The sequence below is a fragment of the Rhodococcus sp. KRD162 genome (genome assembly GCF_017168335.1).
GTDB lineage: Bacteria > Actinomycetota > Actinomycetes > Mycobacteriales > Mycobacteriaceae > Rhodococcoides.
Genome location: NZ_JABFAU010000007.1, coordinates 187,864 through 214,509 on the forward strand (window position 1 = coordinate 187,864; position 26,646 = coordinate 214,509).

The 26,646-nt window shown below is 65.6% G+C and carries 27 protein-coding genes; 15 read left to right on the plus strand and 12 right to left on the minus strand.

Translation table 11 applies throughout. From position 1 onward, the window contains the following. Positions 1 to 44 precede the first annotated feature (44 nt). Positions 45 to 473, plus strand: a complete 429-nt coding sequence (locus J1M87_RS12570) for a hypothetical protein (protein WP_206489848.1) — start codon at positions 45 to 47, stop codon at positions 471 to 473. A 10-nt stretch (positions 474 to 483) separates the two neighbouring features. On the opposite strand, the gene J1M87_RS12575 is transcribed toward J1M87_RS12570, so the two are convergent. Together J1M87_RS12575 and J1M87_RS12580 are read right to left on the minus strand one after the other, a co-directional pair. Next, positions 484 to 960, minus strand: coding sequence for a GNAT family N-acetyltransferase (locus tag J1M87_RS12575; protein WP_206489849.1), 477 nt, complete (start codon positions 958 to 960; stop codon positions 484 to 486). Further along, positions 957 to 1,598 (minus strand): acid phosphatase, encoded by a 642-nt coding sequence (locus tag J1M87_RS12580; protein ID WP_241256816.1) that lies wholly within the window; start codon positions 1,596 to 1,598, stop codon positions 957 to 959. Before J1M87_RS12580 ends, J1M87_RS12575 begins: the two co-directional genes overlap by 4 nt. A 199-nt stretch (positions 1,599 to 1,797) precedes the next feature. Here J1M87_RS12580 and J1M87_RS12585 point away from each other — a divergent pair, with 199 nt between their 5' ends. Then, positions 1,798 to 3,264 carry a DHA2 family efflux MFS transporter permease subunit gene (locus J1M87_RS12585; protein ID WP_206489851.1) on the plus strand — a complete coding sequence of 489 codons (1,467 nt, stop codon included), beginning with the start codon at positions 1,798 to 1,800 and terminating at the stop codon, positions 3,262 to 3,264. A gap of 59 nt (positions 3,265 to 3,323) precedes the next feature. Then, entirely contained in the window at positions 3,324 to 4,118 is a 795-nt protein-coding gene (locus J1M87_RS12590) for a ParA family protein (protein WP_206489852.1), read from the plus strand. A gap of 22 nt (positions 4,119 to 4,140) precedes the next feature. On the opposite strand, the gene J1M87_RS12595 is transcribed toward J1M87_RS12590, so the two are convergent. Then, entirely contained in the window at positions 4,141 to 5,394 is a 1,254-nt protein-coding gene (locus J1M87_RS12595) for a hypothetical protein (protein ID WP_206489853.1), read from the minus strand. A gap of 9 nt (positions 5,395 to 5,403) precedes the next feature. After that, positions 5,404 to 7,059 (minus strand): DEAD/DEAH box helicase, encoded by a 1,656-nt coding sequence (locus J1M87_RS12600; RefSeq protein ID WP_307830799.1) that lies wholly within the window; start codon positions 7,057 to 7,059, stop codon positions 5,404 to 5,406. Between the two features lie 294 nt (positions 7,060 to 7,353). Here J1M87_RS12600 and J1M87_RS12605 point away from each other — a divergent pair, with 294 nt between their 5' ends. Together J1M87_RS12605 and J1M87_RS12610 are read left to right on the plus strand one after the other, a co-directional pair. Further along, positions 7,354 to 8,106 carry a ferritin-like fold-containing protein gene (locus J1M87_RS12605; RefSeq protein WP_241256818.1) on the plus strand — a complete coding sequence of 251 codons (753 nt, stop codon included), beginning with the start codon at positions 7,354 to 7,356 and terminating at the stop codon, positions 8,104 to 8,106. 108 nt (positions 8,107 to 8,214) lie between these two features. Next, on the plus strand, positions 8,215 to 8,442 hold the full coding sequence (locus J1M87_RS12610; protein ID WP_179275923.1) for a DUF3107 domain-containing protein: 228 nt from the start codon (positions 8,215 to 8,217) through the stop codon (positions 8,440 to 8,442). Positions 8,443 to 8,522: 80 nt separating this feature from the next. On the opposite strand, the gene J1M87_RS12615 is transcribed toward J1M87_RS12610, so the two are convergent. Continuing rightward, positions 8,523 to 9,176, minus strand: a complete 654-nt coding sequence (locus J1M87_RS12615; protein WP_094674752.1) for a TetR/AcrR family transcriptional regulator — start codon at positions 9,174 to 9,176, stop codon at positions 8,523 to 8,525. Positions 9,177 to 9,475: 299 nt separating this feature from the next. Between J1M87_RS12615 and J1M87_RS12620 the strand changes: the two genes are divergently transcribed. The 3 genes from J1M87_RS12620 to J1M87_RS12630 all read left to right on the plus strand — a co-directional run bounded on the left by J1M87_RS12620 (position 9,476) and on the right by J1M87_RS12630 (position 12,713). Further along, the gene (locus J1M87_RS12620) at positions 9,476 to 10,555 is read left to right on the plus strand and encodes a DUF3152 domain-containing protein (protein ID WP_206489854.1); all 1,080 of its coding nucleotides are present in this window, start codon (positions 9,476 to 9,478) and stop codon (positions 10,553 to 10,555) included. 76 nt (positions 10,556 to 10,631) lie between these two features. Further along, entirely contained in the window at positions 10,632 to 11,798 is a 1,167-nt protein-coding gene (gene moeZ, locus J1M87_RS12625; RefSeq protein WP_206489855.1) for an adenylyltransferase/sulfurtransferase MoeZ, read from the plus strand. 60 nt (positions 11,799 to 11,858) lie between these two features. Beyond that, positions 11,859 to 12,713, plus strand: coding sequence for a TIGR02569 family protein (locus tag J1M87_RS12630; protein WP_206489856.1), 855 nt, complete (start codon positions 11,859 to 11,861; stop codon positions 12,711 to 12,713). Here J1M87_RS12630 and J1M87_RS12635 read toward each other — a convergent pair. After that, entirely contained in the window at positions 12,703 to 13,392 is a 690-nt protein-coding gene (locus J1M87_RS12635) for a FadR/GntR family transcriptional regulator (RefSeq protein WP_206489857.1), read from the minus strand. The two genes, J1M87_RS12630 and J1M87_RS12635, sit on opposite strands and share 11 nt — an antisense overlap. A gap of 82 nt (positions 13,393 to 13,474) precedes the next feature. On the opposite strand from J1M87_RS12635, the gene J1M87_RS12640 reads away from it, so the two are divergent. The 5 genes from J1M87_RS12640 (at position 13,475) to J1M87_RS12660 (ending at position 19,864) form a co-directional block, all read left to right on the plus strand. After that, positions 13,475 to 14,716, plus strand: a complete 1,242-nt coding sequence (locus J1M87_RS12640; protein ID WP_206489858.1) for an MFS transporter — start codon at positions 13,475 to 13,477, stop codon at positions 14,714 to 14,716. A gap of 225 nt (positions 14,717 to 14,941) precedes the next feature. Continuing rightward, complete coding sequence (gene nirB / locus J1M87_RS12645; protein WP_206489859.1) at positions 14,942 to 17,437, plus strand: nitrite reductase large subunit NirB; 2,496 nt, start codon at positions 14,942 to 14,944, stop codon at positions 17,435 to 17,437. Positions 17,438 to 17,556: 119 nt separating this feature from the next. Next, positions 17,557 to 17,934 (plus strand): nitrite reductase small subunit NirD, encoded by a 378-nt coding sequence (nirD, locus tag J1M87_RS12650; RefSeq protein WP_206489860.1) that lies wholly within the window; start codon positions 17,557 to 17,559, stop codon positions 17,932 to 17,934. Continuing rightward, entirely contained in the window at positions 17,931 to 19,136 is a 1,206-nt protein-coding gene (locus tag J1M87_RS12655) for a uroporphyrinogen-III synthase (RefSeq protein ID WP_206489861.1), read from the plus strand. Before nirD ends, J1M87_RS12655 begins: the two co-directional genes overlap by 4 nt. Continuing rightward, positions 19,136 to 19,864 carry a sirohydrochlorin chelatase gene (locus J1M87_RS12660; RefSeq protein WP_206489862.1) on the plus strand — a complete coding sequence of 243 codons (729 nt, stop codon included), beginning with the start codon at positions 19,136 to 19,138 and terminating at the stop codon, positions 19,862 to 19,864. The genes J1M87_RS12655 and J1M87_RS12660 overlap by 1 nt, the downstream gene beginning before the upstream one ends. On the opposite strand, the gene J1M87_RS12665 is transcribed toward J1M87_RS12660, so the two are convergent. Genes J1M87_RS12665 through J1M87_RS12690 form a run of 6 tightly spaced genes read right to left on the minus strand, consistent with a single transcriptional unit; the run spans position 19,818 to position 24,691 of the window. Then, a complete protein-coding gene (locus J1M87_RS12665; RefSeq protein ID WP_206489863.1) occupies positions 19,818 to 21,587 on the minus strand; it encodes an NTP transferase domain-containing protein in 1,770 nt (589 codons plus the stop codon). The genes J1M87_RS12660 and J1M87_RS12665 overlap by 47 nt on opposite strands. Positions 21,588 to 21,600: 13 nt before the next feature. After that, entirely contained in the window at positions 21,601 to 22,047 is a 447-nt protein-coding gene (locus J1M87_RS12670; RefSeq protein WP_241256820.1) for a PaaI family thioesterase, read from the minus strand. Between the two features lie 9 nt (positions 22,048 to 22,056). After that, on the minus strand, positions 22,057 to 22,386 hold the full coding sequence (locus tag J1M87_RS12675; protein ID WP_206489864.1) for an MGMT family protein: 330 nt from the start codon (positions 22,384 to 22,386) through the stop codon (positions 22,057 to 22,059). After that, positions 22,387 to 23,163 (minus strand): alpha/beta fold hydrolase, encoded by a 777-nt coding sequence (locus J1M87_RS12680; protein WP_307830800.1) that lies wholly within the window; start codon positions 23,161 to 23,163, stop codon positions 22,387 to 22,389. 23 nt (positions 23,164 to 23,186) lie between these two features. After that, complete coding sequence (locus J1M87_RS12685) at positions 23,187 to 23,963, minus strand: ABC transporter permease (protein WP_206489865.1); 777 nt, start codon at positions 23,961 to 23,963, stop codon at positions 23,187 to 23,189. Beyond that, complete coding sequence (locus tag J1M87_RS12690; RefSeq protein ID WP_206489866.1) at positions 23,960 to 24,691, minus strand: ABC transporter ATP-binding protein; 732 nt, start codon at positions 24,689 to 24,691, stop codon at positions 23,960 to 23,962. The genes J1M87_RS12685 and J1M87_RS12690 overlap by 4 nt, the downstream gene beginning before the upstream one ends. A gap of 136 nt (positions 24,692 to 24,827) precedes the next feature. Between J1M87_RS12690 and J1M87_RS12695 the strand changes: the two genes are divergently transcribed. Both J1M87_RS12695 and J1M87_RS12700 read left to right on the plus strand, forming a co-directional pair. After that, positions 24,828 to 25,949, plus strand: coding sequence for a sensor histidine kinase (locus J1M87_RS12695; RefSeq protein WP_206489867.1), 1,122 nt, complete (start codon positions 24,828 to 24,830; stop codon positions 25,947 to 25,949). A gap of 5 nt (positions 25,950 to 25,954) precedes the next feature. Further along, positions 25,955 to 26,590 (plus strand): response regulator transcription factor, encoded by a 636-nt coding sequence (locus tag J1M87_RS12700; protein ID WP_307830801.1) that lies wholly within the window; start codon positions 25,955 to 25,957, stop codon positions 26,588 to 26,590. Positions 26,591 to 26,646 lie beyond the last annotated feature (56 nt).

Below are 26,646 nucleotides of genomic sequence, written 5' to 3' on the forward strand. Positions count from 1 at the left end.
GGGTCGTTCCGCGGGCTCCACTTCTGGTTGCCTAGGCTGGTCGCGTGTCCACCACACCCGAGAACCTCACGCCGCCGGTCACGTTTCGATCCGCAGGTGTCCTCGTCGCGGCTCAGGGCGCGGCCTCGCTGATCGCCGCGGTCGTCCTACTCGTCCGGGCCTTCTCCGGGGACGGGGACAACGCCGTCGCCAACGGCTACGGCACCGCCGGCTGGTTCGGCGTTCTCGGCGTCGGAGTCGGGGCCGCCGGCGTCGCACTGATACTCGGAAAACGTTGGGGCAGAGCCATCGCCACCGTCGTCCAGCTGCTGCTCCTGCCCGTCGCGTGGTCGCTGCTGACCGGATCGCATCAGACCGCCTACGGCATCGTTCTCGGTCTTGTCGTCATCGCTGTGCTCGCACTGCTGTTCAGTCCGCCGTCCTCGCAGTGGATGGCAGCGGAATACAGCGACGTCGACGACGAACTCGGCTGAATCAGACCTGTCACCGCGCGGACGCGGCGAGTTCGACGAGCGCATCATCGGTCAATCGGAACGTGGTCCACTCGTCCTGCGACTGCGCACCCAACGATCGGTAGAAGCCGATCGAAGGCGTGTTCCAATCCAGAACGGACCAGGTCAGCCGCGTGTAATTACGCTCGACGCATTCGGCGGCCAACGCAGCGAGCAGCGCGGTGCCGTGGCCACCGCCTCGCGCCGACGGCTGCACGTACAGGTCCTCCAGATAGATTCCGTTGACGCCGTCCCACGTCGAAAAGTTCAGAAACCAGAGCGCGCACCCCACCACCGTTTCTTCGTGCTCGGCGACGTGCGCGAACACCGACGGCTGCGCCCCGAACAGCGCAGAGTGGAGCTGCTCGGCTCGCACGGTGCACAGCGACGACGACTTCTCGTACGCGGCGAGTTCGTGCACGAGAGCGGTGATGGCAGGTACATCGGACTCTCTCGCCCGGCGGATCATCGTCCGCCCCCGGTAGCCGCTGCGGCCGCGCCGAGAATGGACGGATGCACATTGTGCGCAACGACCTGGCGGAACGAGTGCTCGAAGCCGAGCAACGAATATGCAGCAGGTGACATGGCGAACCGTTTGCCTTCGGTGACCGACGCCTCCGTCCACCCCGCGATGAGAGCGCGCGAGAAGTGGCCGTGGCCGACGAGTACGACGTCGCGCGAGTCCAGCAGTGGCAGGACCACCGACAGGACCAACTCGACCCGAACCGCGATATCGCTGATCGACTCACCACCAGGACACGGATGAGTCCACACGGTCCAGTGCGGAACCGTCTGGTGGATCTCGTCGGACGTGATGCCCTCGTAGTCCCCGTAGTCCCACTCCGACAACGCATCCCAGGTTCGATCGACCTCGAGGCCGGCGAGTTCGGCGGTTCTGCGTGCCCGTTCCCGTGGGCTCGAGATCACCAGCGGATCGCGCAGCTGCAGCAGCCTCAGCAACGACCCCGCATCGACGGCCTGCTGCTCGCCGACGCTCGTGAGTGGAACGTCGGTGTTTCCGGTGTGTTTTCCGGCGAGAGCCCATTCGGTCTCCCCGTGTCTGAGCAGAACAACTCTGCCGGCGTCGACGGCGGCGTGTGTAGTCATGACAGCGATCATGCCCGAACTGCAGATGTGGGCATTGTCATAGGCACCCGGCGCAGTGCATCGGCCGAATTCCGTTGAGCACGGACCTACTGGACGGTTACTGTCACACGAATCTTCACCGCCTCGTGCGCAGTGAACTCTGCCCGGCAACGCGCCCCGATGGCAGACCACACGGACACCGATATCGATCTGGAGAAAAATGACCGACCTGCACAAGCCTGCGCTCTCGGATGCGCCGCACAAGCTCGACGGCGCGTTGCTGAAGATCGCCGGGGTCGTGGTACTCGGTGCCATCATGTCGATTCTCGATGTCACCGTCGTCAGCGTGGCCCTGAGAACGTTCACCGACGTGTTCGGCACCACGTACGCCAACGCCGCGTGGACCATGACGGGCTACACCCTCGCCCTGGCGACAGTCATACCCCTGACCGGCTGGGCTGCCGATCGCTTCGGAACCAAGCGCCTCTACATCACCGCTCTCGTGTTGTTCGTCCTCGGTTCGGTGCTGTGCAGTTTCGCCTGGGACATCACCTCTCTGGTCGTGTTCCGAGTGCTGCAGGGCCTCGGCGGTGGCATGCTGATGCCCCTCGGCATGACCATCATGACGCGCGCTGCAGGCCCCGAGCGCATCGGCCGGGTGATGGCGGTACTGGGTGTTCCGATGCTGATCGGACCCATCGCGGGGCCCATCCTCGGCGGCTGGCTGATCGACGCGGCGAGCTGGCACTGGATCTTCCTGATCAACCTGCCGATCGGCATCATTGCCCTGATAGCGGCCATCGCGATCTTCCCCAAGGACGATCCGAGCCCCTCCGAATCCTTCGACTTCCGCGGCATGCTGATGCTCTCGCCCGGCCTTGCGTTGTTCCTCTACGGTGCATCCTCGGTCGTCGAAACCGAAACCGTCCTGGCGGTGAAGGTGCTCGCCCCGGTCATCGTGGGCCTGGTTCTGATCGTGCTGTTCGTATTTCACGCGCGTCGCGTCGAGCATCCCTTGATCGATCTGCGGTTGTTCCGGAACAGGTCGCTGTCGGTAGCGGTGATCACCACCACCCTGTTCATGATCGCCTTCATGGGCGCGGGGCTGCTGTTCCCCAGTTACTTTCTGCTTCGCGGCGAATCGACCCTGTCTGCCGGGCTGCTGCTCGCACCGCAGGGCATCGGAGCGATGATCGCCATGCCGATCGCGGGGATCATCGCCGACAAGACCGGCCCTGGCCGCATCGTGCTGGTGGGCATGGGCCTCATCACAGCCGGTATGGCCGTGTTCACTCAGGTGGGTACCGACACCTCGTACACCCTGCTGATCGGTGCACTGTTCGTCATGGGACTCGGCCTCGGTTCGACGATGATGCCCATCATGACCGCTGCCCTGCAGACGCTGACGAACGAAACCGTTGCTCGCGGTTCGACCTTGATGAACATCGTCCAGCAGGCCGCCGGTTCGATCGGTACCGCACTGATGGCCGTGGTGCTCACGGCTCAGCAGAAGCCTGCCGCGACCGCCACCAGCCCGGCCGAAGCGTTCGACATCTCGGCGCGGGCCTTCGGAACCACCTTCATGGTGGCGCTGGTCCTGATCGTCCTGACGTTCGTTCCCGCGTACTTCCTGCCTCGCACCAAGCATGTCGGTGAAGGAGCGGCGACACCGGTTTCGATGCACTGACGCGCCCGGGAGGTGCCGAACCCTCGCTCATCGGCTCGATGTACGCAAGGATCAGGGCCGTGACGACAATTCTTGCGGTAGCGAATCAGAAGGGCGGCGTGGCCAAGACCACCACGGTGGCCTCGCTTGCCGCTGCGCTGCATGCGCTGGACCGACGGGTGCTGGTGGTCGACCTCGACCCGCAGGGCTGCCTGACGTTCTCTCTCGGGCACAACCCGGACAAGCTCGACTCCTCTGTGCACGAAGTGCTGACGGGGGACGCCGAGGTCGAGGACGTGCTGATAGAGACTGCGGAAGGGATCGTGCTGTTGCCGGCGACGATCGACCTCGCAGGAGCGGAAGCGCTGTTGCTGATGCGTGCTGGTCGTGAGTTCGCGCTCAAGCGTGCGCTCGGTCCGATCCTCGAGGACTTCGACGTCGTCGTGATCGACTGTCCACCCTCGCTCGGAGTACTGACCCTCAACGGTCTCACCGCCGCACAGTCGGTGCTGGTGCCTCTGCAGTGCGAGACCCTCGCTCATCGAGGAGTCGGCCAACTGCTGCGGACGGTGTCCGAGGTGCAGCAGATCACCAACCCCGACCTGACACTGCTCGGCGCACTGCCCACACTGTTCGACGCTCGTACAACCCACAGCCGGGATGTCCTCGGTGACGTTTCGGACAGATACGCGCTGCCGGTCCTGGCGCCACCTATCCCGCGGACCGTTCGATTCGCCGAGGCGAGCGCATCGGGCGCGACGGTGCTGTCGGGGCGAAAGAACAAGGGAGCGCAGGCCTATCGGGAACTCGCCGAGAACTTGCTCGCGCACTGGGACGACGGAGCAGCGCTGACAACGTACGACTCGGCCGAGTAGATCCGTTCCGCGGGCAGATTGGTCAGCCGAGAGCGACGAGGTCGTCGCCGCGCTGCTCGACGACCACATCACCGATCACCGACATCTGGATCGGACCGGCGTAGTCGCCTCGGTCGACCGGGATCTCGGCCGTCGCGACGCCGGTTGCGAGATCGAGCACCGCGATACCGTCGGGCACCGGAACCAGCAGCCGTCCTGCCATGACGGCTCCGCTCCCGAGGGCTCCGGGGTAGGACCACGACGGCGACAGGTCGGCGGTATCGAACGCCTGCACTCCTGCGCCGGTGAACCAGGTGAAGACCGAACCTGCTTTCGTCGCAGGCGAATTCGGGGAGCCCTGAGCGGGAGAGAGGGTGCCGGGCAGGGTGAATTCGGAGATCTTCGCGGCCGAGTCGTCGAAGATTCCGACTCGATCAGGTCTACCGTTCTCTGCTGGAATGTGCAGCGCAACAAGGCTTCCGGTTACCGCGATGATGCTTCCGGTAGTAGGGGAGTCGGGCCCGGGAACGAGTTCGGGTACTACGGTCGACCCGTACTCCTCGGGTTCGCTCGCGTCCTTGGGGGCGGGAGCGAGCACCGACAATCTGGCTGCGGCCTCGCCCGGGCACTGCTCGAGTACGGCGGTGCGGGAGTTCGACGACGCCGAGGACAACAGAGTGCACCCGGTCCTCGGCTGACTACCAGGATTGACCGGGGCAGCGACCCGACCGTACTCGAGGGTGCGCACCATGTCCGATCGCCACAGTTCCATGCGGGTATCGCCCCTCGACGTCACGTAGGTGCCGTCGGAGGACAGACGAACCGCCGCGTCGGCGTCGGATGTGCGTTGCGCAGTCCGCTGCCCGGTTGCCCCGCCGAGTTCGGTCACCTGTGAACAGCCGCGATCATCGCGGTAGACCGCGACTGCGGTGTTCCAGGACGAGACCACCGCGCAGAGCGGCAGATCACGACTGTAGGACCAGGCCTGTTCGCCGGACCGTGGGCTTCGACCGACGACCGACCCCCCGTCGGCGGTCACCACCGAGGACCCGGTGACAACCGGCACCGGTGTGCGGGCGGCGTCCGTGGCCCCGCTCGCTGCGCGCCACAGTTCGGTCAGGGACGCAGGCACAGCGGTCGCCGGCTCGACCGCGGGAAGCGGTTCTCCGGCGGGCACCGAGGTGGTGCCGCGGGCATCGCCGGTGAACCACGCGGTGCCCATGGCAACCAGTACCACCACTGCAATGGCTGCTGCGACGACGAGGTCGGTTCTCGTCCGACGTTCTGGAGCCAGCACGACGGGAGGCTACTCCGACGCGCTCGCGGTGGCCGGCCCGGCATCGGCGGAGGATCCACTGGACCGGCGGCGTCTGCGGCGACGCGGAGCGGTCTTGGTGGTCGTGTCCGATGCAGAATCTCCTGCGCCGCCCTCGGGGGCACCCGACGCGGCGGCGGTTGCGGACTCGGTGGAACCGGACGCCTTCTGGCTGTCCTGCCCGGCGCGGGTACGTCGACGACTGCGCGAGCGGCGCGGCTTGGTCGGCGTGGACGGGTCGGCTGCCGTCGACGCGGCGCCTGCCGTGCTGTCGCCGTCCGACTCCTCCGACGCGCGCGACGGTTCCTTGCGCATGGTGCCGGTGGCATCGGCAGGGATACCGAGGTCGGTGAACAGGTGAGGCGAGCTCGAGTACGTCTCGAGCGGATCCGGCATGCCGAGATCGAGGGCCTTGTCGATCAGTTGCCAGCGCGGAATGTCGTCCCAGTCGACGAGGGTGACTGCGATACCGGTACGTCCGGCACGGCCGGTACGGCCGATCCGGTGCACGTAGGTCTTCTCGTCCTCGGGGCACTGGTAGTTGATGACGTGCGTGACATCGTCGATGTCGATACCGCGAGCCGCGACGTCGGTTGCAACCAAGACGTCGATCTTGCCGGTGCGAAAGGCCTTGAGTGCCTTCTCGCGCTGGACCTGGCCGAGGTCACCGTGTACGGCACCGACGGAGTAGCCGCGCTCGGACAGTTCGTCCGCGACCTTCTGCGCGGTGCGCTTGGTGCGGGTGAACACCATGGTTGCTCCGCGTCCCTCGGCCTTGAGTACCTTGGCGACCATCTCGACCTTGTCGAGTGCGTGCGCCCGGTAGACATGCTGGGCGGTGCGATCGTGGACCGCCGAGGACTCCGCCTCTTCGGCGCGGATGTGCGTGGGCTGCGTGAGGAATGTGCGGGCCAATGTGATGATCGGCCCGGGCATCGTTGCCGAGAAGAGCATCGTCTGGCGCTTGTCGGGCACCATGCCGAGGATGCGTTCGATATCGGGCAGGAATCCGAGGTCGAGCATCTCGTCGGCCTCGTCGAGTACCAGGACGCCGATCTTGCCGAGGATCAGATGGTTCTGCTTGGCGAGGTCGAGCAGTCGGCCGGGCGTACCGACGACGACGTCCACGCCTTTCTGCAGCGCGCTGATCTGTGCCTCGTACGGCCGACCGCCGTAGATGGACAGCACCTTGACCGGACCGTTCGCACCGCTGAGGTACTTCGAGGCGTTCTCGAGGTCGGAGCTGACCTGGACGCACAGTTCTCGGGTCGGCACGATGACGAGCGCGCGCGGCGTGCCGTCGAGCGGGGTGGTTCCGGAGTTGTCGGTGGCCAGGCGATGCAGAAGAGGTACTCCGAAGCCGAAGGTCTTGCCCATTCCGGTGCGCGCCTGACCGATGAGGTCGTCGCCGGCGATGGCGAGTGGCAGCGTCAACTCCTGAATGGCGAAGGTTCGCTCGATTCCCATTTCGGACAGCGCCCGAACGATGGAGGCGTCCACGTTCAGTTCGGCGAATGTGGGAGGTACGTGAGTGTCGTCCAGTTGTGCCGACATCGTCGTGTCGCCGGTCTCGGATTCTTGGTCGATGACTATCTTGCTCAGGGGACTGCCTTCCTCGTGGTCGAACGTACGCACAAGGAAGGGCACAGGCCTATTGCCGGCCGAAGTCGATGCCCTCAATCCGATGTGATGTCGCCGTCAGCCTCAGCGCGGCCACGGACTGTGACGTCCGCTGCGGCGAAGCTGTCGAGGCGACCCGGATCAGGTGCGCACACATTATCGATGATCATCGCGTGTTCTTTCGGTCCGTTTCATCGGTCCGCGAGCGACGATCGGGTTCCATGGTAGCTTGCCGAACCGAATTCTCCATCGTCGCCCGGTGACGGCAGGTCCTGCGCGCGCTGCGACGGGGCATCGCACACGGGACTACGATTGCCAGCCATGGGACCCCACTCGTCGGAGCCGTCGTCCGTAGCTGCATCCACCACGTTCGCCGGGTCGGCAGGTTCGACCGAACCTGGCCCGCCCAGCACCCGCATCGAACCTGCCATCGCACATGATCACCCCGGAGTGCCCGATCTGTTCGCGGTGCTCGCGTACGGCGAGATCTCGGCGTTCTACCGGCTGGCCGAGGACGCCAGGATGGCACCGTCACTCGAGGGCCGGGTGGCCCTGGCCAGCATGGCGGCAGCGGAGATGAGTCACTTCGAGACCCTGGAGCGGGCGCTGTCGGACCGCGGACTCGACGTGTACGCCTCGATGTCACCGTTCGCGCGGGCGCTCGACGACTACCACGCGTCCACGACGCCCTCGACGTGGTTGGAGTCCCTCGTCAAGGCCTATGTCGGCGACGGAATCGCAGCCGACTTCTATCGGCAGATCGCGCACAGCCTCGACCCGGACGTGGCGGATATCGTTCGCGATGTGCTCGCCGAGACCGGCCACTCGGAATTCGTCGTGCACGAGGTATCGGATCGAGTGCGCGCGAGCACCCAGGACAAGGCACGCCTGATGCTGTGGGGTCGGCGTCTGCTGGGCGAGGCCATCACCCAGGCACAGTTCGTGCTCGCGCAGCGAGATTCGTTGACCGATCTCGTCATCTCCGCATCGGGCGACCTCAACGGGGTCGTTGCCCTGTTCGATCGAATGCAGGAACAGCATTCCGAACGCATGTCCTCGCTCGGCCTGGACTGACCCGCCCACGCCCGGTGTTCGCTGACAGCACAGGGCTGCGGGCGCAGTGAGTGAGCCCGCTGCACTAGCCTGGCGTGAGCAGAGTTGTCGAGAGTTCGGAGGTTGACCGTGGAGGTCAAGATCGGTGTTTCGGAGAGTTCCCGTGAGCTCGTCGTGAACAGCACGCAGTCCCCGGCCGAGGTCGAAGCGCTCGTATCGACCGCCTTCGCCGGTAAGGACGGAGTGCTGTCTTTGGAGGACGAGAAGGGACGCAAGTTCTTGATCCAGGCCGCCAAGGTGTCGTACGTCGAGATCGGCCCGTCCGATGCTCGGAAGGTCGGGTTCGCGACCGCCTGAAACTGCCAGGAAACGCACCGCACGCCCCTGACTCGGATTCGAGTCGGGGGCGTGCGGCGTTGGATGAGGTGTACGACGCGCTACGGCGACTGCAGAGGAACGTGCGACAGTCCGCCCCAGGCCAACGACACAGTGGTGTCGACTGCGTCCTCCTTGGAGATCGGCCGATCGGCCTCGAGCCAGTACCGCGCTGTGAACTGACTGGCACCGACCAGACCGACCGCGAGCACGCGGGCTCGGTAGGGGTCGAGCCCGGAGTCGTGAGCGACCAGATCGAACACGGCGTCCACGCAGGCCTCGGTCGCCTGTTCGACGCGCGCATTGACCTGCGGGTCGCCCATCAGGTCCGACTCGAAGACCAGGCGGAAGCCCTGTGTATCGGTATCGACGAAGTCGTAGAACGCCAGTACTGCGGCGCGCACGCGCTGGCGGTTGTCGGTGGTCGAGCGCAGGGCCTGCCGTACTCCAGCGATCAGAGTGTCGACGTAGCTCTGCAGTACCGCAAGGTACAGCTCGAGCTTCCCGGGAAAGTGCTGGTACAGGACCGGCTTGCTCACGCCTGCACATTCTGCGATCTCGTCCATTCCGGACGCGTGATATCCGCGGGTTACGAATATCTCGCTCGCAGCGGCGAGCAGTTGCGCCCGACGGGCATCGCGCGGCAGCCGTGCGCTGCGGCGATTGCCGGTGGTGGCCGGTCGGTCCGAAGACCTCCGGTCGTCGAGATCTGTCATCAATTCTTGTCCCATCCACGTCGACAACTGCGCTCGTCTTGGTCCGACAGCGAGCGATCCGATATGAACTTCCGGCGGGTGGCCGTCGGTTCGGAACGCTCGTAGCGCAGATCACGGGTAACGATACTCGTGGTCGTCAGCACCATCGGAATCCCGGGTGATGGCGATGAAATGCGAGATTGCCGAAACCGATCGAGAGGTTTGTTCGTATGATGATTTCATACCTGGAACCCGATAGTTCCGTTGCCGTTTTCGGCGTGCCGAGCGGCGGGCGGCAAGGATTGTGAGATTGTGATCGAGTGACTGACCGAGGCGGGCCGCGCATTCGCGGTGGTGTGCCGTCGGGCGGTGTCGACGACGAGTACGGAGATCGGACGGACGGCTTCCCTCGCACGGTGGGAAGCCGGGGTTCGCATCAACCCCTCCGCGCGCAGTGGGACCCGACGCAACGCGAGGTCAAACAACGCAGTTCTCGGCCCGATCGTGACGTACGCAAGCAGAGCAGGTTGGGCAAATTCGCCTCGACGTACGGATGGCGCGCGTATGCGGTGCCGATCCTGATCGTGGTCACCGGTCTCGTCGTGGTCGATGCTGTGCGCACCGGCGAGCCCATTACCGGTAACGCAGTGCAGAGCACGGATGTCGATCCCGGGTTCGGCACCCTCAGCGGAGATACGACGTCGGGCACCGGAATCATCGGCGTGCCCCCGCAGGCCGATGGCAACTTCGCGTCGTCGGTGCCCTCGGGCGAGCTTCCCGACGGCGGTCCGTTCACGGTTCAGGGTGCCCAGACCTGGCACATCGTGTCCGGTACCACCGATCAGGTGGGGCAGGGGACCGAGCGGGTCTTCACGTACACCGTCGAGGTCGAGGACGGTGTGGACACGGTCGGGTTCGGCGGCGACGAGTCGTTCGGACGACTGGTGGACCAGACGCTCGCCAATCCCAAGAGCTGGACGAACGACCCACGCTTTGCGTTTCGGCGAATCGACCAAGGCGATCCCGATTTCAGGATCTCGCTGACCTCGCAGATGTCGATCCGTCAGGCCTGCGGATACGACATCCAGCTCGAGGTCTCCTGCTACAACCCGGGGATCGGACGAGTAGTACTGAACGAGCCCAGGTGGGTGCGCGGGGCGATCTCGTTCCAGGGCGACATCGGCTCGTACCGTCAATATCAGATAAATCACGAGGTGGGCCACGCGATCGGGTATCAGCAGCATCAGCCGTGTGAGACCGACGGCGGGCTCGCTCCGGTGATGATGCAGCAAACGTTCGGGACATCGAACGACGACATTGCGCGCCTGGATCCGGAGGGTGTCGTGCCCATGGACGGTAAGACCTGCCGCTTCAATCCGTGGCCCTACCCGCGAGGGTGATCGGGCGCGGATTAGATTCGAAGGCGGCGCGTCGGGTCCCCGGTCGCCGTGTCGAGTCGAGGAGCGTCGCTGCGTCGTGGTCCACCTACCTCCCCTGGTCGAACCGGCAGGCGAACTGACGCCCGATGAAGTTGCCCGGTACAGCCGCCACCTGATCATCCCCAACGTGGGTATCGACGGGCAGAAGCGGCTCCGACATGCGCGCGTGCTCGTCGTCGGTGCCGGGGGACTGGGATCGCCCGCATTGCTCTACCTCGCGGCCGCGGGCGTCGGGACCCTGGGAATAGTGGAATTCGACGATGTCGAACTGTCCAATCTCCAACGGCAGATCATTCACGGGCGATCCGATGTAGGACGTCCCAAAGCCGAGAGCGCCAGGGACTCGATTCTCGAGCTCAACGACGGGGTCGAGGTCAGGCTGCATCGGGTTCGGCTCGACTCCTCGAATGCGCTCGAGCTGTTCGAGAACTACGACCTCGTGCTCGACGGGACCGACAACTTCGCTACTCGATACCTCGTCAACGACGCGGCCGCCATCGTCGGCATCCCGTACGTCTGGGGTTCGATCTATCGTTTCGAGGGCCAGGTGTCGGTGTTCTGGGACGGTGCGCCGGACGGAGCAGGCATCAACTACCGCGACCTGTACCCGGAGGCCCCGCCCCCGGGCATGGTTCCCTCGTGTGCCGAGGGCGGGGTGCTGGGCGTTCTGTGTGCCTCGATCGGGTCGATCATGGTGACCGAGGCCGTCAAGCTGATCACCGGAATCGGCGAAACGTTGTTGGGCCGACTGATGATCTACGACGCGTTGGCCATGAGCTATCGAACGGTGGGCCTCAGTCGCGATCCGCACCGGGTCCCGATCACCGAACTGATCGACTACGAGGCATTCTGCGGAGTCGTCCCCGCCGTCGAATCGAAGGACGCGACCATCACTGCCCAGGAACTGCGAACGATGCTGGATTCCGGCCGCGAGGTGGCACTGATCGACGTGCGTGAGCCGGTGGAGTGGGACATAGTCCGCATCGACGGTGCGCGCCTGATTCCCAAGGACCGAATTCTCTCGGGGGCCGCCCTGACCGATCTTCCCCAGCATGTACCGATCGTGCTCTACTGCAAAACCGGCATCAGGTCTGCAGAAGCGCTTGCTGCCGTGGTCGGTGCCGGTTTCTCGGACGCGTCCCATCTGCAGGGCGGAATTGTGGAGTGGGCCAAGCAGATCGACCCGGGTATGCCCATCTACTGATGCGGAGCGGGTGTGCGCGTCGTCCGCGGTGGCGGCCTGATCGGCGGTACCGTTGCGTTCGTGAGCTCTGTCGAACCTCCTCAGCACGTGATCTCTACGTTCGGGCTGCGCGATGTCGACCCTGCGCCGCTCGGTGCGGACTGGGACGGCGGGTGGCGGCTGGGTGATGTCGTGTTGTCTCCGGTTGCCGACCATGCTCGCGCCGCCTGGTCGGCCAAGGTACGTGAGACCTTGTCGGTCGACGGGGTTCGACTGGCCCGCCCTGTGCGCTCCACCGATGGCCGATACGTCGTGTCGGGCTGGCGCGCAGACACGTTCGTAGCCGGGGAACCCGAGCCTCGTCACGACGAGGTGGTCTCGTTGGCGATGCGGCTGCACGCAGCGACGGCGCAACTCGAGCGCCCCCGCTTTCTGGTTCAGCCGCCCGTGGCACCGTGGGCCGATGTGGACGTGTTCGTGGCGGCGGACAGAGCGGCCTGGGAGGCCGTTCCGCTTCGGTCGGCGCGGGGCGCGGGAGCGCCCGAGCCCTCTTCCAATGACGGCAGGACCAGCCTCGAATTGGTCAAACAGCTTGCGACACTGCGCAAGCCCGTCGAGTCGCCGGATCAGTTGGTGCATGGCGATCTGTTCGGGACGGTCTTGTTCTCGGGCAGTGACGCACCCGGAATCAGCGACATCACGCCCTACTGGCGACCCGCGCCGTGGGCCGCCGGAGTAGCCGTGGTGGATGCGCTCTCCTGGGGCGACGCGGACGACGGGCTGGTCGGCCGCTGGGACGCTCTTCCGGAGTGGCCGCAGATGCTACTGCGCGCGTTGATGTTTCGACTGGCCGTTCATGCACTGCATCCGAGGTCTACCTCGGAGGCGTTCCCGGGCCTCGCGCGGACAGCAGACCTGGTACGTCTCATTCTGTGAGTTCTGCTGCGCGAGTTGGGGGCTCGGACAGCTCTCGGAAGAGCGATCGGGCCGCTGTCGTCGCGCCGCCGACGTCAGCGTCGATGATCGCCTGAACCAGCGTGGTGTGCTCGGCGATGTAATCATCGTCGTGATCGAGGAAATGATCTCGTATCGCCTCGTGGATGACCGGAAGCAGTGAGTCGTAGAACTCGAGATAGATGGCGTTGTGGCTGGCGGCGACGATGGTGCGATGCAGGCAGGCGTCGATGCCGACGGCCTCGGCCAGCGGAGTCCCACTCGACCACGCCGCGTTGCGATTGTCGAGAGCGTCGAGCATGGCGCGGATGTCTTCGTCGTCGCGCCGGTCTGCCGCGAGCGCAGCCGCGGTGACTTCGAGTGTCTCGCGCAGTTCGGTGACGTCGCGGTGCCGGGCGTCCGAGAAGTACTTGCCCAGAGTGCCGCCGAGGCCCGAGTTGGTCAGCACGAAGGTGCCCGAGCCCTGTCGGCGCTCGAGCATGCCTGCGTGAACGAGCGCCTGCACAGCTTCGCGCACGGTGTTGCGTCCCGTGCCGGTCAGATCGCACAGCTCCGGTTCGGTGGGAATCCGACTGCCGACCGGCCATCGCTGCGACGTGATCTCCTCGCGCAGCTGGGCGGTGACCTGTGAGATCAGGCTCGATCGCTTGACCTGGCGCACGAAATGCTCCTCGTTCGGTTGATGGTCCGTCGTCGATGATACGTCGTTGCACCCGATGATCCGGTCATCCTATGATTATCGGGTGAGTGCCTCTGCCGTGTCCGAAACGACCCCCACCGCCGTGTCGATCGTCCGGGGCCGTCTTCTGGTGTTCGCGGCCATCGTTCTCTCGGCGCTCACCCTGCGCGCTGCTGTCACGTCCATCAGCCCGCTGTTCGGCAGGATCGCCACGGATCTGCACTTCGGCGACACCGTCATCGGAATCACCGGGATGCTGCCTCCGGCGATGTTCGCGGTGTTCGGCCTGGCCACGCCGTTCCTCGCCAAGCGCACCGGCCTCGAACGAGCAGCTCTGCTCGCGATGACGCTGACGACCGTGGGCATGGCGACTCGGGCTTTCGCGCCCGGAACTGCATCCTTGCTCGCACTGTCCGCGATCGCCCTGGCAGGCATGGGTATCGGAAACGTCGTGATCCCCCCGCTGGTGAAGCGGTACTTCTCGGACCGACTGGCAGTGGTCAGCACCATCTACATCTGTGTGCTGCAGATCAGTACGATGGTTCCGCCCCTGCTGGCGGTCCCGGTCGCGGATGCCCACGGCTGGCGACTGTCGATAGGAATGTGGGCGATCGTCGGCGTCGCCGCCGCACTGCCGTGGCTCGGCGTCGTGATCGCCCGACGTGGGCACGATGAGAAGGACGTCTCGGCCGAGGCGGGTTCGGCCGCCGTGCACTCCACATCCGGTGGGCGGATTCATCGGTCCACCCTGGCGTGGGGGATGGTCATGATGTTCGCGATGACGTCGCTGATCACGTACTCCATGCTGACCTGGCTCCCGACGTTGCTGGTCGACTCGGGCATCGGCGAAGGGTTGGCGGGGGCCTCGGTCGCCGCCTTCGGCGCAATGGGCTTGGTCACCTCGCTGGCCACTCCGACCCTCTGCGCGAAAATGCGCAATCCGTTCGGGCTCGTCGTGCTCGCCGCACTGTGCTACCTCGGCGGCTTCGGCGGCCTGCACTGGTCGCCGTCCGCGGGGACGGTGGTGTGGGTGTGCCTGATCGGGCTCGGCACGATGACCTTTCCGATGTCGCTGACCCTGATCAACCTCAGAACCCGCACGCCTGCAGGCTCGTCCTCGCTGTCGGGATTCACCCAGGGCCTGGGCTATGTGGTCTCCTCCACCGGCCCCGTCCTGTTCGGGCTCTTGCACACCCGCTCCGGCGGATGGGGCCTGCCGCTGTTCTCGCTCACCGGATGTGTGGCAATCCTCCTCCTCGGAGGTTATCTGTGCTGTCGTCCGAGGATGCTCGAAGACACCTGGTGACGCCGCATCTCACGCCGGTCCCCGCGGCGGCGTGAGAGCAAGTTAATCTTCCGAGTCACTGCGGGCAGCGTCGCGGCAACATGACTTTCCTAGGTTCGGTTCACACACCGATCAGGAGTCCAGAGTCGACCAGTCTTCCTCGCAGCGGTCCGCCAGCACGGCCGCGACCGTCGTAGGAGCAATCGAGAAGCTCTGCGCGGAAACGCGAATTCGGAAGGACCGGCAATGAAGAACGCGGTAGTAGTAGGCCACGGAATGGTCGGGCATCGCTTCGTCGAAGCGTTGCGCGCGCGTGACGAGGCGGCCGAGTGGAAGGTCACGGTGCTCTGCGAAGAGCCGCTACCGGCCTACGACCGGGTGGGTCTGTCGTCCTACGTCGGTGCCTGGGACCACACAGAACTGGCGCTGGCCGGCAACAACTATCCTGATGACGCACTCGTCGAGATGCGCACCGGCGTGCGGGCCGATCGCATCGACCGTGACCACCGCATCGTCGTGACCTCGGCGGGCGACTCGGTCGGCTACGACGCGCTCGTCCTCGCCACCGGTTCCTACCCGTTCGTGCCCCCGATCACCGGACACGATCTGCCCGCGTGCTTCGTGTACCGCACCCTCGACGACCTCGACAAGATCCGGGCCCGCGCCGATGCCGCGGGACCGGGTGCCGTCGGTGTGGTGGTCGGCGGTGGATTGCTGGGTTTGGAAGCTGCGAATGCGCTGAAGAAGATGGGGATGACGCCCCATGTCATCGAGTTCGCCCCACGGCTGATGCCACTGCAGGTGGACGAGGGCGGTGGCGCGCTTCTGGCACGTCTGGTCACCGAGCTGGGACTGAATGTCCATGTGGGAGTGGGCACGTCCTCGATCGTCGAGAACAGTGACGGTGCCCTGACGGTCGAGTTGAGTGATGGGACCACGATCGAGGCAGCATTGCTCGTGTTCTCCGCAGGGGTCAGACCGCAGGACCGGCTCGCCCGCGAGAGCGGACTCGAGATCGGTGAGCGGGGCGGAATCATGGTCGATATCGGCTGCAGTACAGCCGATCCCGCCGTCTACGCGATCGGTGAATGCGCCGCGGTCGAAGGTCGGTGCTACGGCCTGGTCGCGCCCGGATACTCCACCGCCGAGGTGGTGGCCGACAGGTTGCTCGGCGGCGCAGCGCAGTTCCCGGGTGCCGACATGTCCACCAAACTCAAGCTCATGGGTGTCGACGTGGCGAGCTTCGGCGACGCGATGGGGGCTACGCCCGGGGCGCTCGAGGTGGTGTTCAGCGACGCTCCCAAGGGCACGTACGCCAAGCTCGTGGTGACGGACGACGCGAAGACCCTGCTCGGCGGAATCCTTGTCGGTGATGCGTCGGCGTACTCGCTGCTTCGGCCGCTGGTGGGACGCGAGTTGCCCGGCGACCCGGGTGCTCTGATCTCACCGGCAGCCGAACAGGTCGGTATCGGTGCGCTGCCCGACGACGCCGAGATCTGCTCCTGCAACGGGGTGAGCAAGGGGGCGATCTGCTCGGCGATCGACGAGGGAGCCTGTGATCTGGCGACCGTGAAGAGCTGCACCACCGCGGGCACCACCTGCGGCGGCTGCCTGCCGTCGATCAAGTCGCTGCTGGCGGCATCGGGAGTGGTGCTCTCGAAGTCGTTGTGCGAGCACTTCGTTCAGTCCCGGGCCGAGCTGTACGAGATCGTTCGGGCCACGAACACCCGCACCTTCTCCGGATTGATCGCCAAGTACGGCACGGGAAAGGGGTGCGACATCTGCAAGCCCGTCGTGGCATCGATCCTCGCATCGACGTCCTCCGATCACATCCTCGACGGCGAACAGGCATCGCTGCAGGACACCAACGATCACTTCCTGGCCAACATCCAGAAGAACGGCACGTACTCGGTGGTGCCGAGAATGCCCGGCGGCGAATGCACCCCCGAGCAGCTCATCGTGATCGGTGAGGTCGCTCGCGACTTCGGTCTGTACACCAAGGTGACCGGAGGCCAGCGCATCGACATGTTCGGTGCCCGCGTCGAGCAACTGCCTGCAATTTGGAAACGTCTGGTCGACGCCGGAATGGAATCGGGTCAGGCGTACGGGAAGTCGCTGCGGACCGTCAAGAGCTGTGTCGGATCCACCTGGTGCCGCTACGGCGTCCAGGATTCGGTGGGAATGGCCGTCGACCTGGAGAACCGATACCGGGGTCTGCGGTCGCCGCACAAGATCAAGTTCGGCGTCTCCGGCTGTGCACGTGAGTGCGCCGAGGCCCGAGGCAAGGACGTCGGAATCATTGCCACCGAGGGCGGCTGGAACCTCTACGTCGGCGGCAACGGCGGCCAATCACCCAAGCATGCTCAGTTGCTCGCCTCGAACCTCGACGATGCCACGTTGGTGAGTTACATCGACCGCTACCTCATGTTCTACGTGCGCACTGCAGACCGATTGCAGCGCACCGCGCCGTGGCTCGAGTCGCTCGACGGGGGACTCGATCATCTCAGAGCGGTCGTGTGCGAGGACAGCCTCGGCATCGGCGCAGAACTGGAAGCCGACATGGCTCGTCACGTCGCCGGGTACAAGGACGAATGGGCAGGGGTGCTCGAGGACGAGAACAAGCTCGGTCGCTTCGTCTCGTTCGTCAACGCACCGGGCGAGGCCGACCCCACCATCGCGTTCGACGAATCGGGGGCACGCAAGGTGCCGGTGCTGATGGGCATGCCTCGAGTCGGCTCGTAGGCCGACAGATTCTGACAATCGACCGGTCACGACACTGAGTGCATGTGCACAGGCGAGTAATCACCACTTAACGGGCCAGAAACAACGGCAACGTGGAATAGCTGACCAGGAGGTACGCCATGACTGTCATCGACTCACACACAGCAGTACCGAACGACGTAGCTCATGATTGGACCCCGGCCTGCACGCTCGACGCCCTGATCCCGGGTCGGGGAGTTGCCGTGCTACTGCGAGGCGGTACCCAGGCGGCGCTGTTTCTGCTCGACGACGGACGGCTGTTCGCGGTGGGCAACATCGATCCGTACGGTCGCGCGGCCGTGATGTCGCGCGGCTTGGTGGGTGATCGTGGGGGCGAGCCAACGGTGGCATCGCCGTTGCTCAAACAGGTCTTCTCCTTGGCGGACGGGCGTTGTCTCGACGACCCCGAGGTCACGCTGGGATCCTTCGAGGTCTCCTGCCAGGGCCGCGTCGTGCTCGTCCGCGGTGGCTCTACGTGAGTGAAATCGCCGGGGCGGGAACGCCTCTGGCCGGGTTCACCGTGGGAATCACCGCCTCCCGCCGGGCCGAGGAGTTCGCGACTCTACTCGAGCGGCGGGGCGCAACGGTGATGCATGCACCCGCAATCCGCATCATCCCGCTCGCCGACGATGCCGAGTTGGAACGCGTCACTGCCGCCGTCATCGCCGATCCACCCGAAATCACTGTTGCAACAACAGGAATAGGATTTCGAGGCTGGATGGAGGCGGCAGACGGCTGGGGCAAGGTGGAAGACCTCGGCCGCGCACTCGGTGCGTCCCGGGTGCTCGCTCGTGGGCCCAAGGCGAAAGGGGCGATCCGGGCGGCCGACCTGCGCGAGGAATGGTCGCCTGCCTCCGAGTCCTCGGCGGAAGTACTCGAACATCTCCTTGCCGAGGGGATCGAGGGCAAGCGCATCGCGGTGCAACTACACGGCGCGACCACCGAATGGGAGCCCATCCCCGACTTCTGCGAGGTACTGCGCTGCGCCGGAGCCGAGGTGGTTCCGGTGCCGGTGTACCGCTGGACGGCCCCGGACGATCAGAGTCCGATGGATCGGATGATCGAATCGGTGATCATCGGCGATCTCGACGCGCTCAGCTTCACCTCTGCGCCTGCGGTGGCGTCGATGCTGATGCGTGCCGACGAGAACGGCGTCCTCGAACCCCTGCTGCAATCGATGCGATCGAGAGTGCTTCCGGTCTGTGTGGGGCCGGTGACGGCTGCTCCCCTCGAGCAATTGAACGTCACCACCACGCAGCCCGCGCGGGCGCGCTTGGGTGCCCTGGCGCGGCATATCGCCGAGGAACTGCCGCGCCGAACCGGGCGGCTGCATGCAGGAGGTCACGTGGTCAGTGTTCGTGGCCGCTGCGTCGTGGTCGACGATGAGGTGCGACCGGTGTCTCCGGCAGGCATGGCGTTGATGAAGACGCTCGCCCGCAACCCCGGACGTGTCGTCTCTCGGGAGGATCTGCTCGCCTCGTTGCCCGGCGGCGGGGGCGATACCCATGCGGTGGAAACCGCGATGACCAGACTTCGATCCTCACTCGGTGCTCCGAAAGCAATCCAGACCGTGGTCAAGCGGGGCTATCGCATCGCCCTCGATCATGTCGAGACCGAATCGACATGCGACGCAGGAGTATTGGAGCCACGGGTGGCCGCCGTAGACGGGGGAAAGTACTGATGACACCGACCTTGGTGTTGGTCGCACACGGCACCCGAAACCCCCGTGGCGTCGAGATGGTCGCAGCACTCGCCGATGCCGTGTCCACTCGGATCGGCACCACGCGAGTGGCTTTCGTCGACGTACTCGGACCGTCCCCGGCCGAGGTGCTGCGCGGCACCCCCGAGTCGGCAGTAGTGGTGCCCGCATTCCTGGCATCGGGGTATCACGTTCACACCGATGTGCCGAGGGAGATCGCCGACAGCGCCCACACCTCGGTCGCGGTCACCCGCGCTCTGGGACCGGACCCCGTGCTGGCAGAGGTCATGATCGACCGGCTACGCGATGCAGGCTGGCAGGCGGGTGACGCCGTCGTGCTCGCAGCGGCAGGCTCTTCCGATGCTCGTGCACTGGACGAACACCGGCGTGCGGTCGAGATGTTGACCGACCTCGCCGGGGTCCCGGTACGCGTCGGCTACGTCGCCACCAGTGTCCCCACCGTGTCCGACGCGGTGGCCACACTGCGCGAAGCCGGGCACGCACGTGTGTTCGTGGCCTCGTATCTGTTGGCGCGCGGGCTCTTTCACACCCGGTTGGCCGATGCAGGTGCCGATGGCGTCGGTGATCCGCTCGGAGTGCATTCCTCGGTCGTCGATCTGGTCGTCTCGCGCTACCGCGAGGGCGTTCGATCGCTCGGTGGATCTATCGGTGTGGCAACGGAAGAATTATCGCCGGTTCGTCGTCGCTGATCTGCGCTGGAATCAGGGCAAGCGCATCGCGGCCGACCAGATGGGCCAGATGTGCGGTGCGAACCGTGGTGTCGGCTCGAAAGCGGGTGCCGACCGCGGTGACGGGGACGAGGCGCGGGACCGCAGATCGAACATCGGCGGCATTGGACAACAACCCGAGCTGAGGAGGGCGCACCGTCCGACTGGTCAGAGCGTCGACGATCGACGGTGCCGTCAGCAGGGCAGTGCTGACGGCCGCGAGCGGATTACCGGGGAGGCCGAGCACCACGGTGCCGTCGGGCAGTACCGCGGTGATCTGGGAACCGCCGGGACGTACCCGCACTCGGCCGACGATGGAGTGCGCGTCGAGCGCGGCCAGTGTGGAGCGCAGTTGGTCGGCTGCGCCACCGCCGGTCGCTCCGACGACGACGACGACATCGACGTCCTGCGTTCGGGTCAGGGCGTCCCTGAATCCCGTCGCCGAGTCGTCGAGCAGTGTCACATCGATCGTGTCGATGCCGCAGTGCGCCAGATACTCCGGAAGAACCGAGCCGAGAACGTCCCGGGTCTCGCCGGGGGCGAGCGGGCCCGTCGATCGAATTTCATTGCCACTGATCACAACTCGGCCGCGAACGGGTCCGCGTACTGCGATGTCGGTGATCTCCGCGCTGGCCGCCAGCGACCGTACCGCAGCATCGACCGGGGTGCCCGCGCTCACCAGTTCCGCCCCAGGTAGCCACTCCTCGCCGCGTCGACGCGTGTCGTCGGCCTCGGGTGCCGTCGGCAGGCGGCGCAGCACACCGTCCGAACCACCGGTCACGCGCTCGTCACGTACCACCGACGTGGATCCGGGTGGAACCGCCGCTCCGGTTGCGATGCGCACCGCGGTTCCCTCGGTGAGCGCAGCGATATCTGCGCTTCCCGCGTACGCGATGTCGGGACGCAGCGTCCACGGTTCGGTGCCGCATACGGCATAGCCGTCCATCGCGGAAATGTCGACGGCAGGCAATGCTGTCACGGCCACCAGAGGTTCCGCGAGAACACTTCCGGCACTGTCGAGTAACCGAACACGACGGGTCGCAAGAGCGGTGATGTGGTGTCGGATGCGATCGAGTGCGTCGGCGACGTCGAGTGTCTCCGAGGGCTGTACGGCGAGGCGGGCGGCGAGAAGATCGGCGGGGGTGTCGCAGTCTTCGATTCCGGGTAGATCGATGACCAGATGATCGACCGGGACGATTCTTCGCATCGAAGCGCCCTGCGTTGAATCCAACTGTGCTACAGCGGACTTCAATGCGGCGTACCGCCAGACGCCGAGCAGGAATTGGGTGCGGCCCGCACCGTCGCGGGCGTAGACGGCGTCGGACTGCGTGTGCTGCAGCGATGTGATCAACGACGTGACGGCGTCTGCGTCGAGACGCGGAATGTCCGACGCGATGACCGTTACCAGATCCGCTGTGCCGTCGAGCAATCGCAGTGCGGCGGCAAGGGCCGCGACGGGCCCACCCCCTGCGGGGGTCTCGCGGGTCTGAAACACGTGCTCGGGCACTCCGTCGCGCGCCGGTCCCACCAACACCGTTCTGCGGCAATTCGATACTGCATCCAAGGCGATGTCGACCATGCGTCGTCCGCCGACCGTCATGGCCGGCTTGTCCACATCGTGCGAGGAGTTCGTATACCCGGGATCGAACATTCTCGATCCGCGACCACCGGCGAGGACGATCGCATCGCACACCGGTCGGGTCATGTTCTGGGCGCTGTCATGTCGGCAGGGGCACGTTCTGAAGCCGAACCTGACCGCGGGCGATGGTCTTGCCGCTGTCGGTGGCCGTGACGGTTACCAACCACAGTTGCTGAATGCGACCCTGCTGCAACGGTTCTGCGAGAACATCGACGCGTCCACCCTTGCTTGCGCGCAAGAAATCGGTGCCGTTGTGCACTCCGACGGCGAACTCACCGCGATCCTTGACCGCCTCGCTCGCACCGATGCTCGCAGCACTCTCCACGGCGGCGGTGTACACGCCGCCGTGAACGACACCCCACGGGGTGAAGTGCTCCTCCGTCAGGTCGATGTGTCCAGCTACCCGAGTGCCCGAGACCTCGTCCACCACGAGACCGGCCGAGGCGACGAAGGCGCTCGCGCCCGACAGCGCGTACTTCGCGGTCGGGCGCGGATCGAACTGTCCGAGCGAGTCTCTGATGTTCATGCTCCGAGGTTAATGGTCGGTGGGAGGTAGCGGTGGGAGCGCCCCGAAGTCGAAACGAATCGACTTCAGCGGGACTCGGCCGTCGTGCACCGCCACGCCTTCGCTGCGTAGCGTCTCGAGCTGCCGTGCTGCCAGGTGTGGGGCGGGCTTGCCACTGGCGCCGAGCACTCGATGCCAGGGCAAGTCCGCGGAGTCGGTGCGCATGATCCACCCGACGATGCGCGGACTGGACAGCTCCGCAGCGGCGGCGATATCGCCGTAGGTGGCGACGAATCCCGCTGGAATGGACGCCACGAGCGCGCGCACCCGCTCTACCTGGATGTCGGTGATGGGGGCCATCTACAGCACGGATCGCACCAGATCGGCCACCTCGACCGGCTTGGCTTGGCCGACCATGTGATCGCAGTCCAGTTCCACCGTGCGGAGATTGTCGCCGAGCTTGCCGCGCAGCGCCGAGACGAACTCGTCCGTCACATAGGGAGGGTCGACACGCATGGCCCGCACCACGATCGTCGGGACATTCTCGGCGGGCACCACGATCGGACGAGCCAGCTCGCCCCACGTCGCGACGATGGCCGGAATCGACATTCGCCACGAGACCTTGCCGCCGTCGGCGGGGACCAGATGATCGACGATCTCGCGGTCGAGCAGTGCGGTGGGAACATCGGCCCAGGCCCCGTGGATCTTCTCCGATCGCGCTTCGTCGGCGTCGGTGTAATCGGGGAACTTCGCCGTCGTCTCGGCCATGTCGAGCAGTTCCTCGGGAGGCAGTGCGATCGCGGGATCGAGCAGAACCAGCGCGCGTACAGCTTCGGGGAATCGCTGAGCGAGGTGCACGGCCAGCGCGCCGCCGTACGAATGGCCGAGGACGACAACCGGTCCACGCGCATGGGCGTCGAGAACGGCTTTCAGAGCGGTGACCTGAGCGTCGATGTCCCAGGGCGGCGTGGACGGGGAATGCCCGTGACCGATGAGGTCGGGTGCCAGGATCCTTGCCTCGGGAAGGTGGTTCTCGGCGAGGTCCCACCAGCGGGCACCGTGTCCGGTGACACCGTGGACGGCCAGGATTTCGGGACCGTCTGCGGGTCCGAACGTATGCAGATTCAACTCGGGCACGTCGACCACTATGCCGTATCGCCCTAGGACCAGCGAAACAACCGGACGGCGCACGCGATCCCGAGGATCACGGTGGCGACGAGCCCGATCGGTCCGGCGGCGTCGACCGCAGTTCCGGCCCAGGCAGACCCCAGCGCAGTGACGGTGGCACCGAAGGGTAGTACTTCCCCGACGGCCATCACCGGGTCCGGTAGATCTGTGACCGGTCCGAACAATCCGCCGGTGGCACCGAGAAGCAGGAACACGGTGAGGCCGATCGCGACGGCCGAGTTCGCGGTGGGTGCGAGGGCAGCCACCACGATCCCCAGCGAATACATCGCCGCGCCGCCCAGCATCAGAATTGCCGCAACCAGAATCGGGTTGTGCGGGGGCGTGATTCCGAAGAGCACGGCCGCAGCCGACAGGGCGATGCCGATTCCGAGCATCGCTTGGACGGCGCTGGTGATCACCTGTGCGGCCAGCACCTGCGTCGGTTCGATCGGTGTCGTCGACAGTCGCTTGAGCACCCCGGACTTGCGATAGAGAGCAAGAAAGCTCGGCATGTTCACGATGCCGATGACGGCGACGATCATGGTCAGGACAAGCGGTAGGACGAACCGATCGAACGCGGTCATCTCGCCCGGGCCGACGATCTCCGCCGAAGTACCGGCTCCGTTCATGACCAGTACGAGAACCGGGAGGGCGATGGGCACGATCAGCCCGGCCGTGTCCCGGGTGACCATGCGCAACTCGGCCCCGACGAGTGCTCGCGTGGCACGCAGGCCAGGGCGAGGTGCAGCGTGAATGTCGTGTGCGGTCATGCCGAACTCCGATCCGTCAGTGTCAGGAATGCGTCTTCGAGGGTGGCCCGATGGTCGCCTCCGAGGCCGGCATCGGCGATCAGAGAGTCCGGTGTGCCGGTGGCCACGACGGACCCACGATCGAGGACGGTGATGCGATCGCACAGGCGGTGAACCTCGTCCATGTGGTGACTGACCAGCAGGATGGTGACACCGTCTGCGCGCAGATCCTCGATCAGGTGCCACACGGTGCGTCGCGCATCAGGGTCGAGTCCGGTGGTGAGCTCGTCGAGCAGGACGACCCGAGGGGAACCGATCAGGGCGAGAACCACCGACAACCGTTGTTGCTGGCCGCCGGACAGACGCTCGTAACGCACCCGGCGGTGCTCGTGCAGGCCCACTGCGCGCACGAGTGCGTCTCGATCGGCAGGTCGACGATAGAACGAGGCGAACAGATCGACCAGTTCGGCAACGGTGAGGGCGGTGTGAAGGTCGTGGGACTGCAGCTGTACCCCCAGAACGGCGCGCACTCGATCGCGGTCGGTGAAGGGATCGAGTCCCAGAATTCGCACGGCACCCGAACTCGGTCTACGAAGGCCCGCAACGGTTTCGACCAGGGTCGTCTTACCCGCACCGTTGCGCCCGAGCACGCCGTGCGTCTCGCCTTCGGCGACCGAGAGGTGCACGCCTGCCACAGCGGTGTGCCCCCGATACCGCTGCGTGATGTCTCGAACGTCGATCGCTGCCATCCGATGCTCCTTTCTCGATGGTCTCGATCTCGACGCTAGATCCGTCGTGGCCTGCGCACAGGTGCCGATGGTCACCGATGGCGATCGTGACTTTCGGCACGGGTGTGCAGGCGAATCGGGCGATAGGGTCGCCAGAATGAGACGCTTCGAGCCCGACGTTCTGGCCGGAGTGTTCGTGTCCGCGCTCGCGGTCGCTATGGGCGCTCTCGTCGTCTTCGATCGGTCGATGGCGGACGGTCTCGTGGTTCCTCGCTGGTTCTGGGTTGTGCTGTTCGCGGCTTTTCTCCTGGTGCAAACCGTGGGTATGTGGTGGGAAGACCGGTTACCGGATCGTCTCGTGCGCGGGTGCTTCGCCGCGCAGGTGGTGCTGGTACCGGTTCTGGTGCTGACTGCTCCGTCGGCAAGCTGGTTGCCGATCCTGCTGGTCTTCACCTCGACGTTCGCCGTGTATCGGGTGACCGGTTCGTCGGTAGCGGTGATAGTCGCGGTCTACACCTGTTGTGTGGGGGTGTCGGTTGCGATCCGGGGTGGACGGGTCTCGGAGATCGCCCTGATCATGTCGATCTACGGAGCGTTGCAGGTGGCCAGTGCGTTGTCGGTGACCGCGCAGCTGCACCAGGCCCGCTTGCGGCGGGAACTTGCCGTTGCGCACGCCGAACTGCGCGCCGCCAGTGCGTTGTTGGACGATTCCTCCCGTGCCGACGAGCGATTGCGGATCGCGCGAGAGTTGCACGATGTTCTCGGCCACCAGCTCACCGCACTGAGTTTGGAGCTCGAGGTTGCCTCTCACCAGGTCCCCGAACCTGCGCGCGAACATGTCGTTCGAGCCCGATCCATCGCGCGCGACCTGCTCGGGGACGTTCGGGCGACCGTCGGCGAGGTACGCAGCAGAACTCCGGTGCTGGGCGAATCGCTCGAAGGTCTGGTCGCTCGGCTACCCGAACCGGTCGTGCATCTGACGGTCGACTCCGAGATTCGGGTCGACGACGCTCGCGCGGTGGCGGTGATCCGCTGCGTACAGGAGTTGATCACCAATACCATTCGTCATGCGAATGCCGAGGAGATGTGGATCGAGGTACGCGCAGATCCGGCAGGCGCGTTGTCGGTCTCGGTACGCGACGACGGCCGGGCGTCGGCCGAATTCGAGCCGGGGCACGGGCTGCAAGGAATTCGAGAGCGCATCGAAGGACTGGGCGGCACGGTGTCGTTCGTGGTCGATCGCGGATTCGCGGTCCATGCCACGGTGCCGGCACCGTGATCACGGTGTTGATCGTCGATGACCACACTCTGGTCAGGCAGGGGATCCGGAGCCTGCTCGAACTGGACCCCGACATCGAGGTGACCGGTGAGGCGGAGGACGGCGCTGCTGCGGTCGGGTCGATCGAACTCGATCCTCCCGATGTGGTCCTGCTCGATCTACGCATGCCGCGGTTCGATGGATTGTGGACGCTTCGGGCATTGCAGGACAGGGAAATTCGGGTTCCCGTCTTGGTTCTGACGACATTCGACGACGACGAGTTGGTGCTCGGGGCACTTCGTGCAGGCGCTCAGGGTTACTTGCTCAAGGACGTGAGCTTCGAGCGGCTCTGCGGCGCTGTCCGTGATCTCGCGGCCGGGCGCACCGTGGCTCAACCTGCCATCACCGAGCGACTGCTGGATGCTGTTCGGAGCGGGAAGCACGGCCGCAGCGACGTCGGAGTCACGGAAACACTCACTGCCCGTGAGATCGACGTTCTACGGCTCGTGGCAAGTGGGTACACCAACAGATCCATCGCCGACGTACTGCATCTCGCCGAAGGAACCGTCAAGAACCATATGTCCTCGGTGATCGTCAAACTCGGAGCGAACGATCGAACGAGCGCCGTCCTGCGTGCGTTGCGAGACGGGTTGCTCGACTGACCGGGCCGCGCCCTTGTTCCGGGCGGCGGCCGAGGTGTCGGTGGCTCGTGATTGCA

Excerpts from the sequence above, each read along its gene's own strand:
- J1M87_RS12685 (WP_206489865.1), bottom strand. The coding sequence starts at position 23,963 with ATGACCGCACACGACATTCACGCTGCACCTCGCCCTGGCCTGCGTGCC.
- J1M87_RS12670 (WP_241256820.1), bottom strand. The coding sequence starts at position 22,047 with ATGAACATCAGAGACTCGCTCGGACAGTTCGATCCGCGCCCGACCGCG.
- J1M87_RS12690 (WP_206489866.1), bottom strand. The coding sequence starts at position 24,691 with ATGGCAGCGATCGACGTTCGAGACATCACGCAGCGGTATCGGGGGCAC.
- J1M87_RS12660 (WP_206489862.1), top strand. The coding sequence starts at position 19,136 with ATGACACCGACCTTGGTGTTGGTCGCACACGGCACCCGAAACCCCCGT.
- nirD (WP_206489860.1), top strand. The coding sequence starts at position 17,557 with ATGACTGTCATCGACTCACACACAGCAGTACCGAACGACGTAGCTCAT.
- J1M87_RS12575 (WP_206489849.1), bottom strand. The coding sequence starts at position 960 with ATGATCCGCCGGGCGAGAGAGTCCGATGTACCTGCCATCACCGCTCTC.
- J1M87_RS12580 (WP_241256816.1), bottom strand. The coding sequence starts at position 1,598 with ATGACTACACACGCCGCCGTCGACGCCGGCAGAGTTGTTCTGCTCAGA.
- J1M87_RS12615 (WP_094674752.1), bottom strand. The coding sequence starts at position 9,176 with ATGACAGATCTCGACGACCGGAGGTCTTCGGACCGACCGGCCACCACC.
- nirB (WP_206489859.1), top strand. The coding sequence starts at position 14,942 with ATGAAGAACGCGGTAGTAGTAGGCCACGGAATGGTCGGGCATCGCTTC.
- J1M87_RS12675 (WP_206489864.1), bottom strand. The coding sequence starts at position 22,386 with ATGGCCCCCATCACCGACATCCAGGTAGAGCGGGTGCGCGCGCTCGTG.
- J1M87_RS12585 (WP_206489851.1), top strand. The coding sequence starts at position 1,798 with ATGACCGACCTGCACAAGCCTGCGCTCTCGGATGCGCCGCACAAGCTC.
- J1M87_RS12695 (WP_206489867.1), top strand. The coding sequence starts at position 24,828 with ATGAGACGCTTCGAGCCCGACGTTCTGGCCGGAGTGTTCGTGTCCGCG.
- J1M87_RS12605 (WP_241256818.1), top strand. The coding sequence starts at position 7,354 with ATGGGACCCCACTCGTCGGAGCCGTCGTCCGTAGCTGCATCCACCACG.
- J1M87_RS12665 (WP_206489863.1), bottom strand. The coding sequence starts at position 21,587 with ATGACCCGACCGGTGTGCGATGCGATCGTCCTCGCCGGTGGTCGCGGA.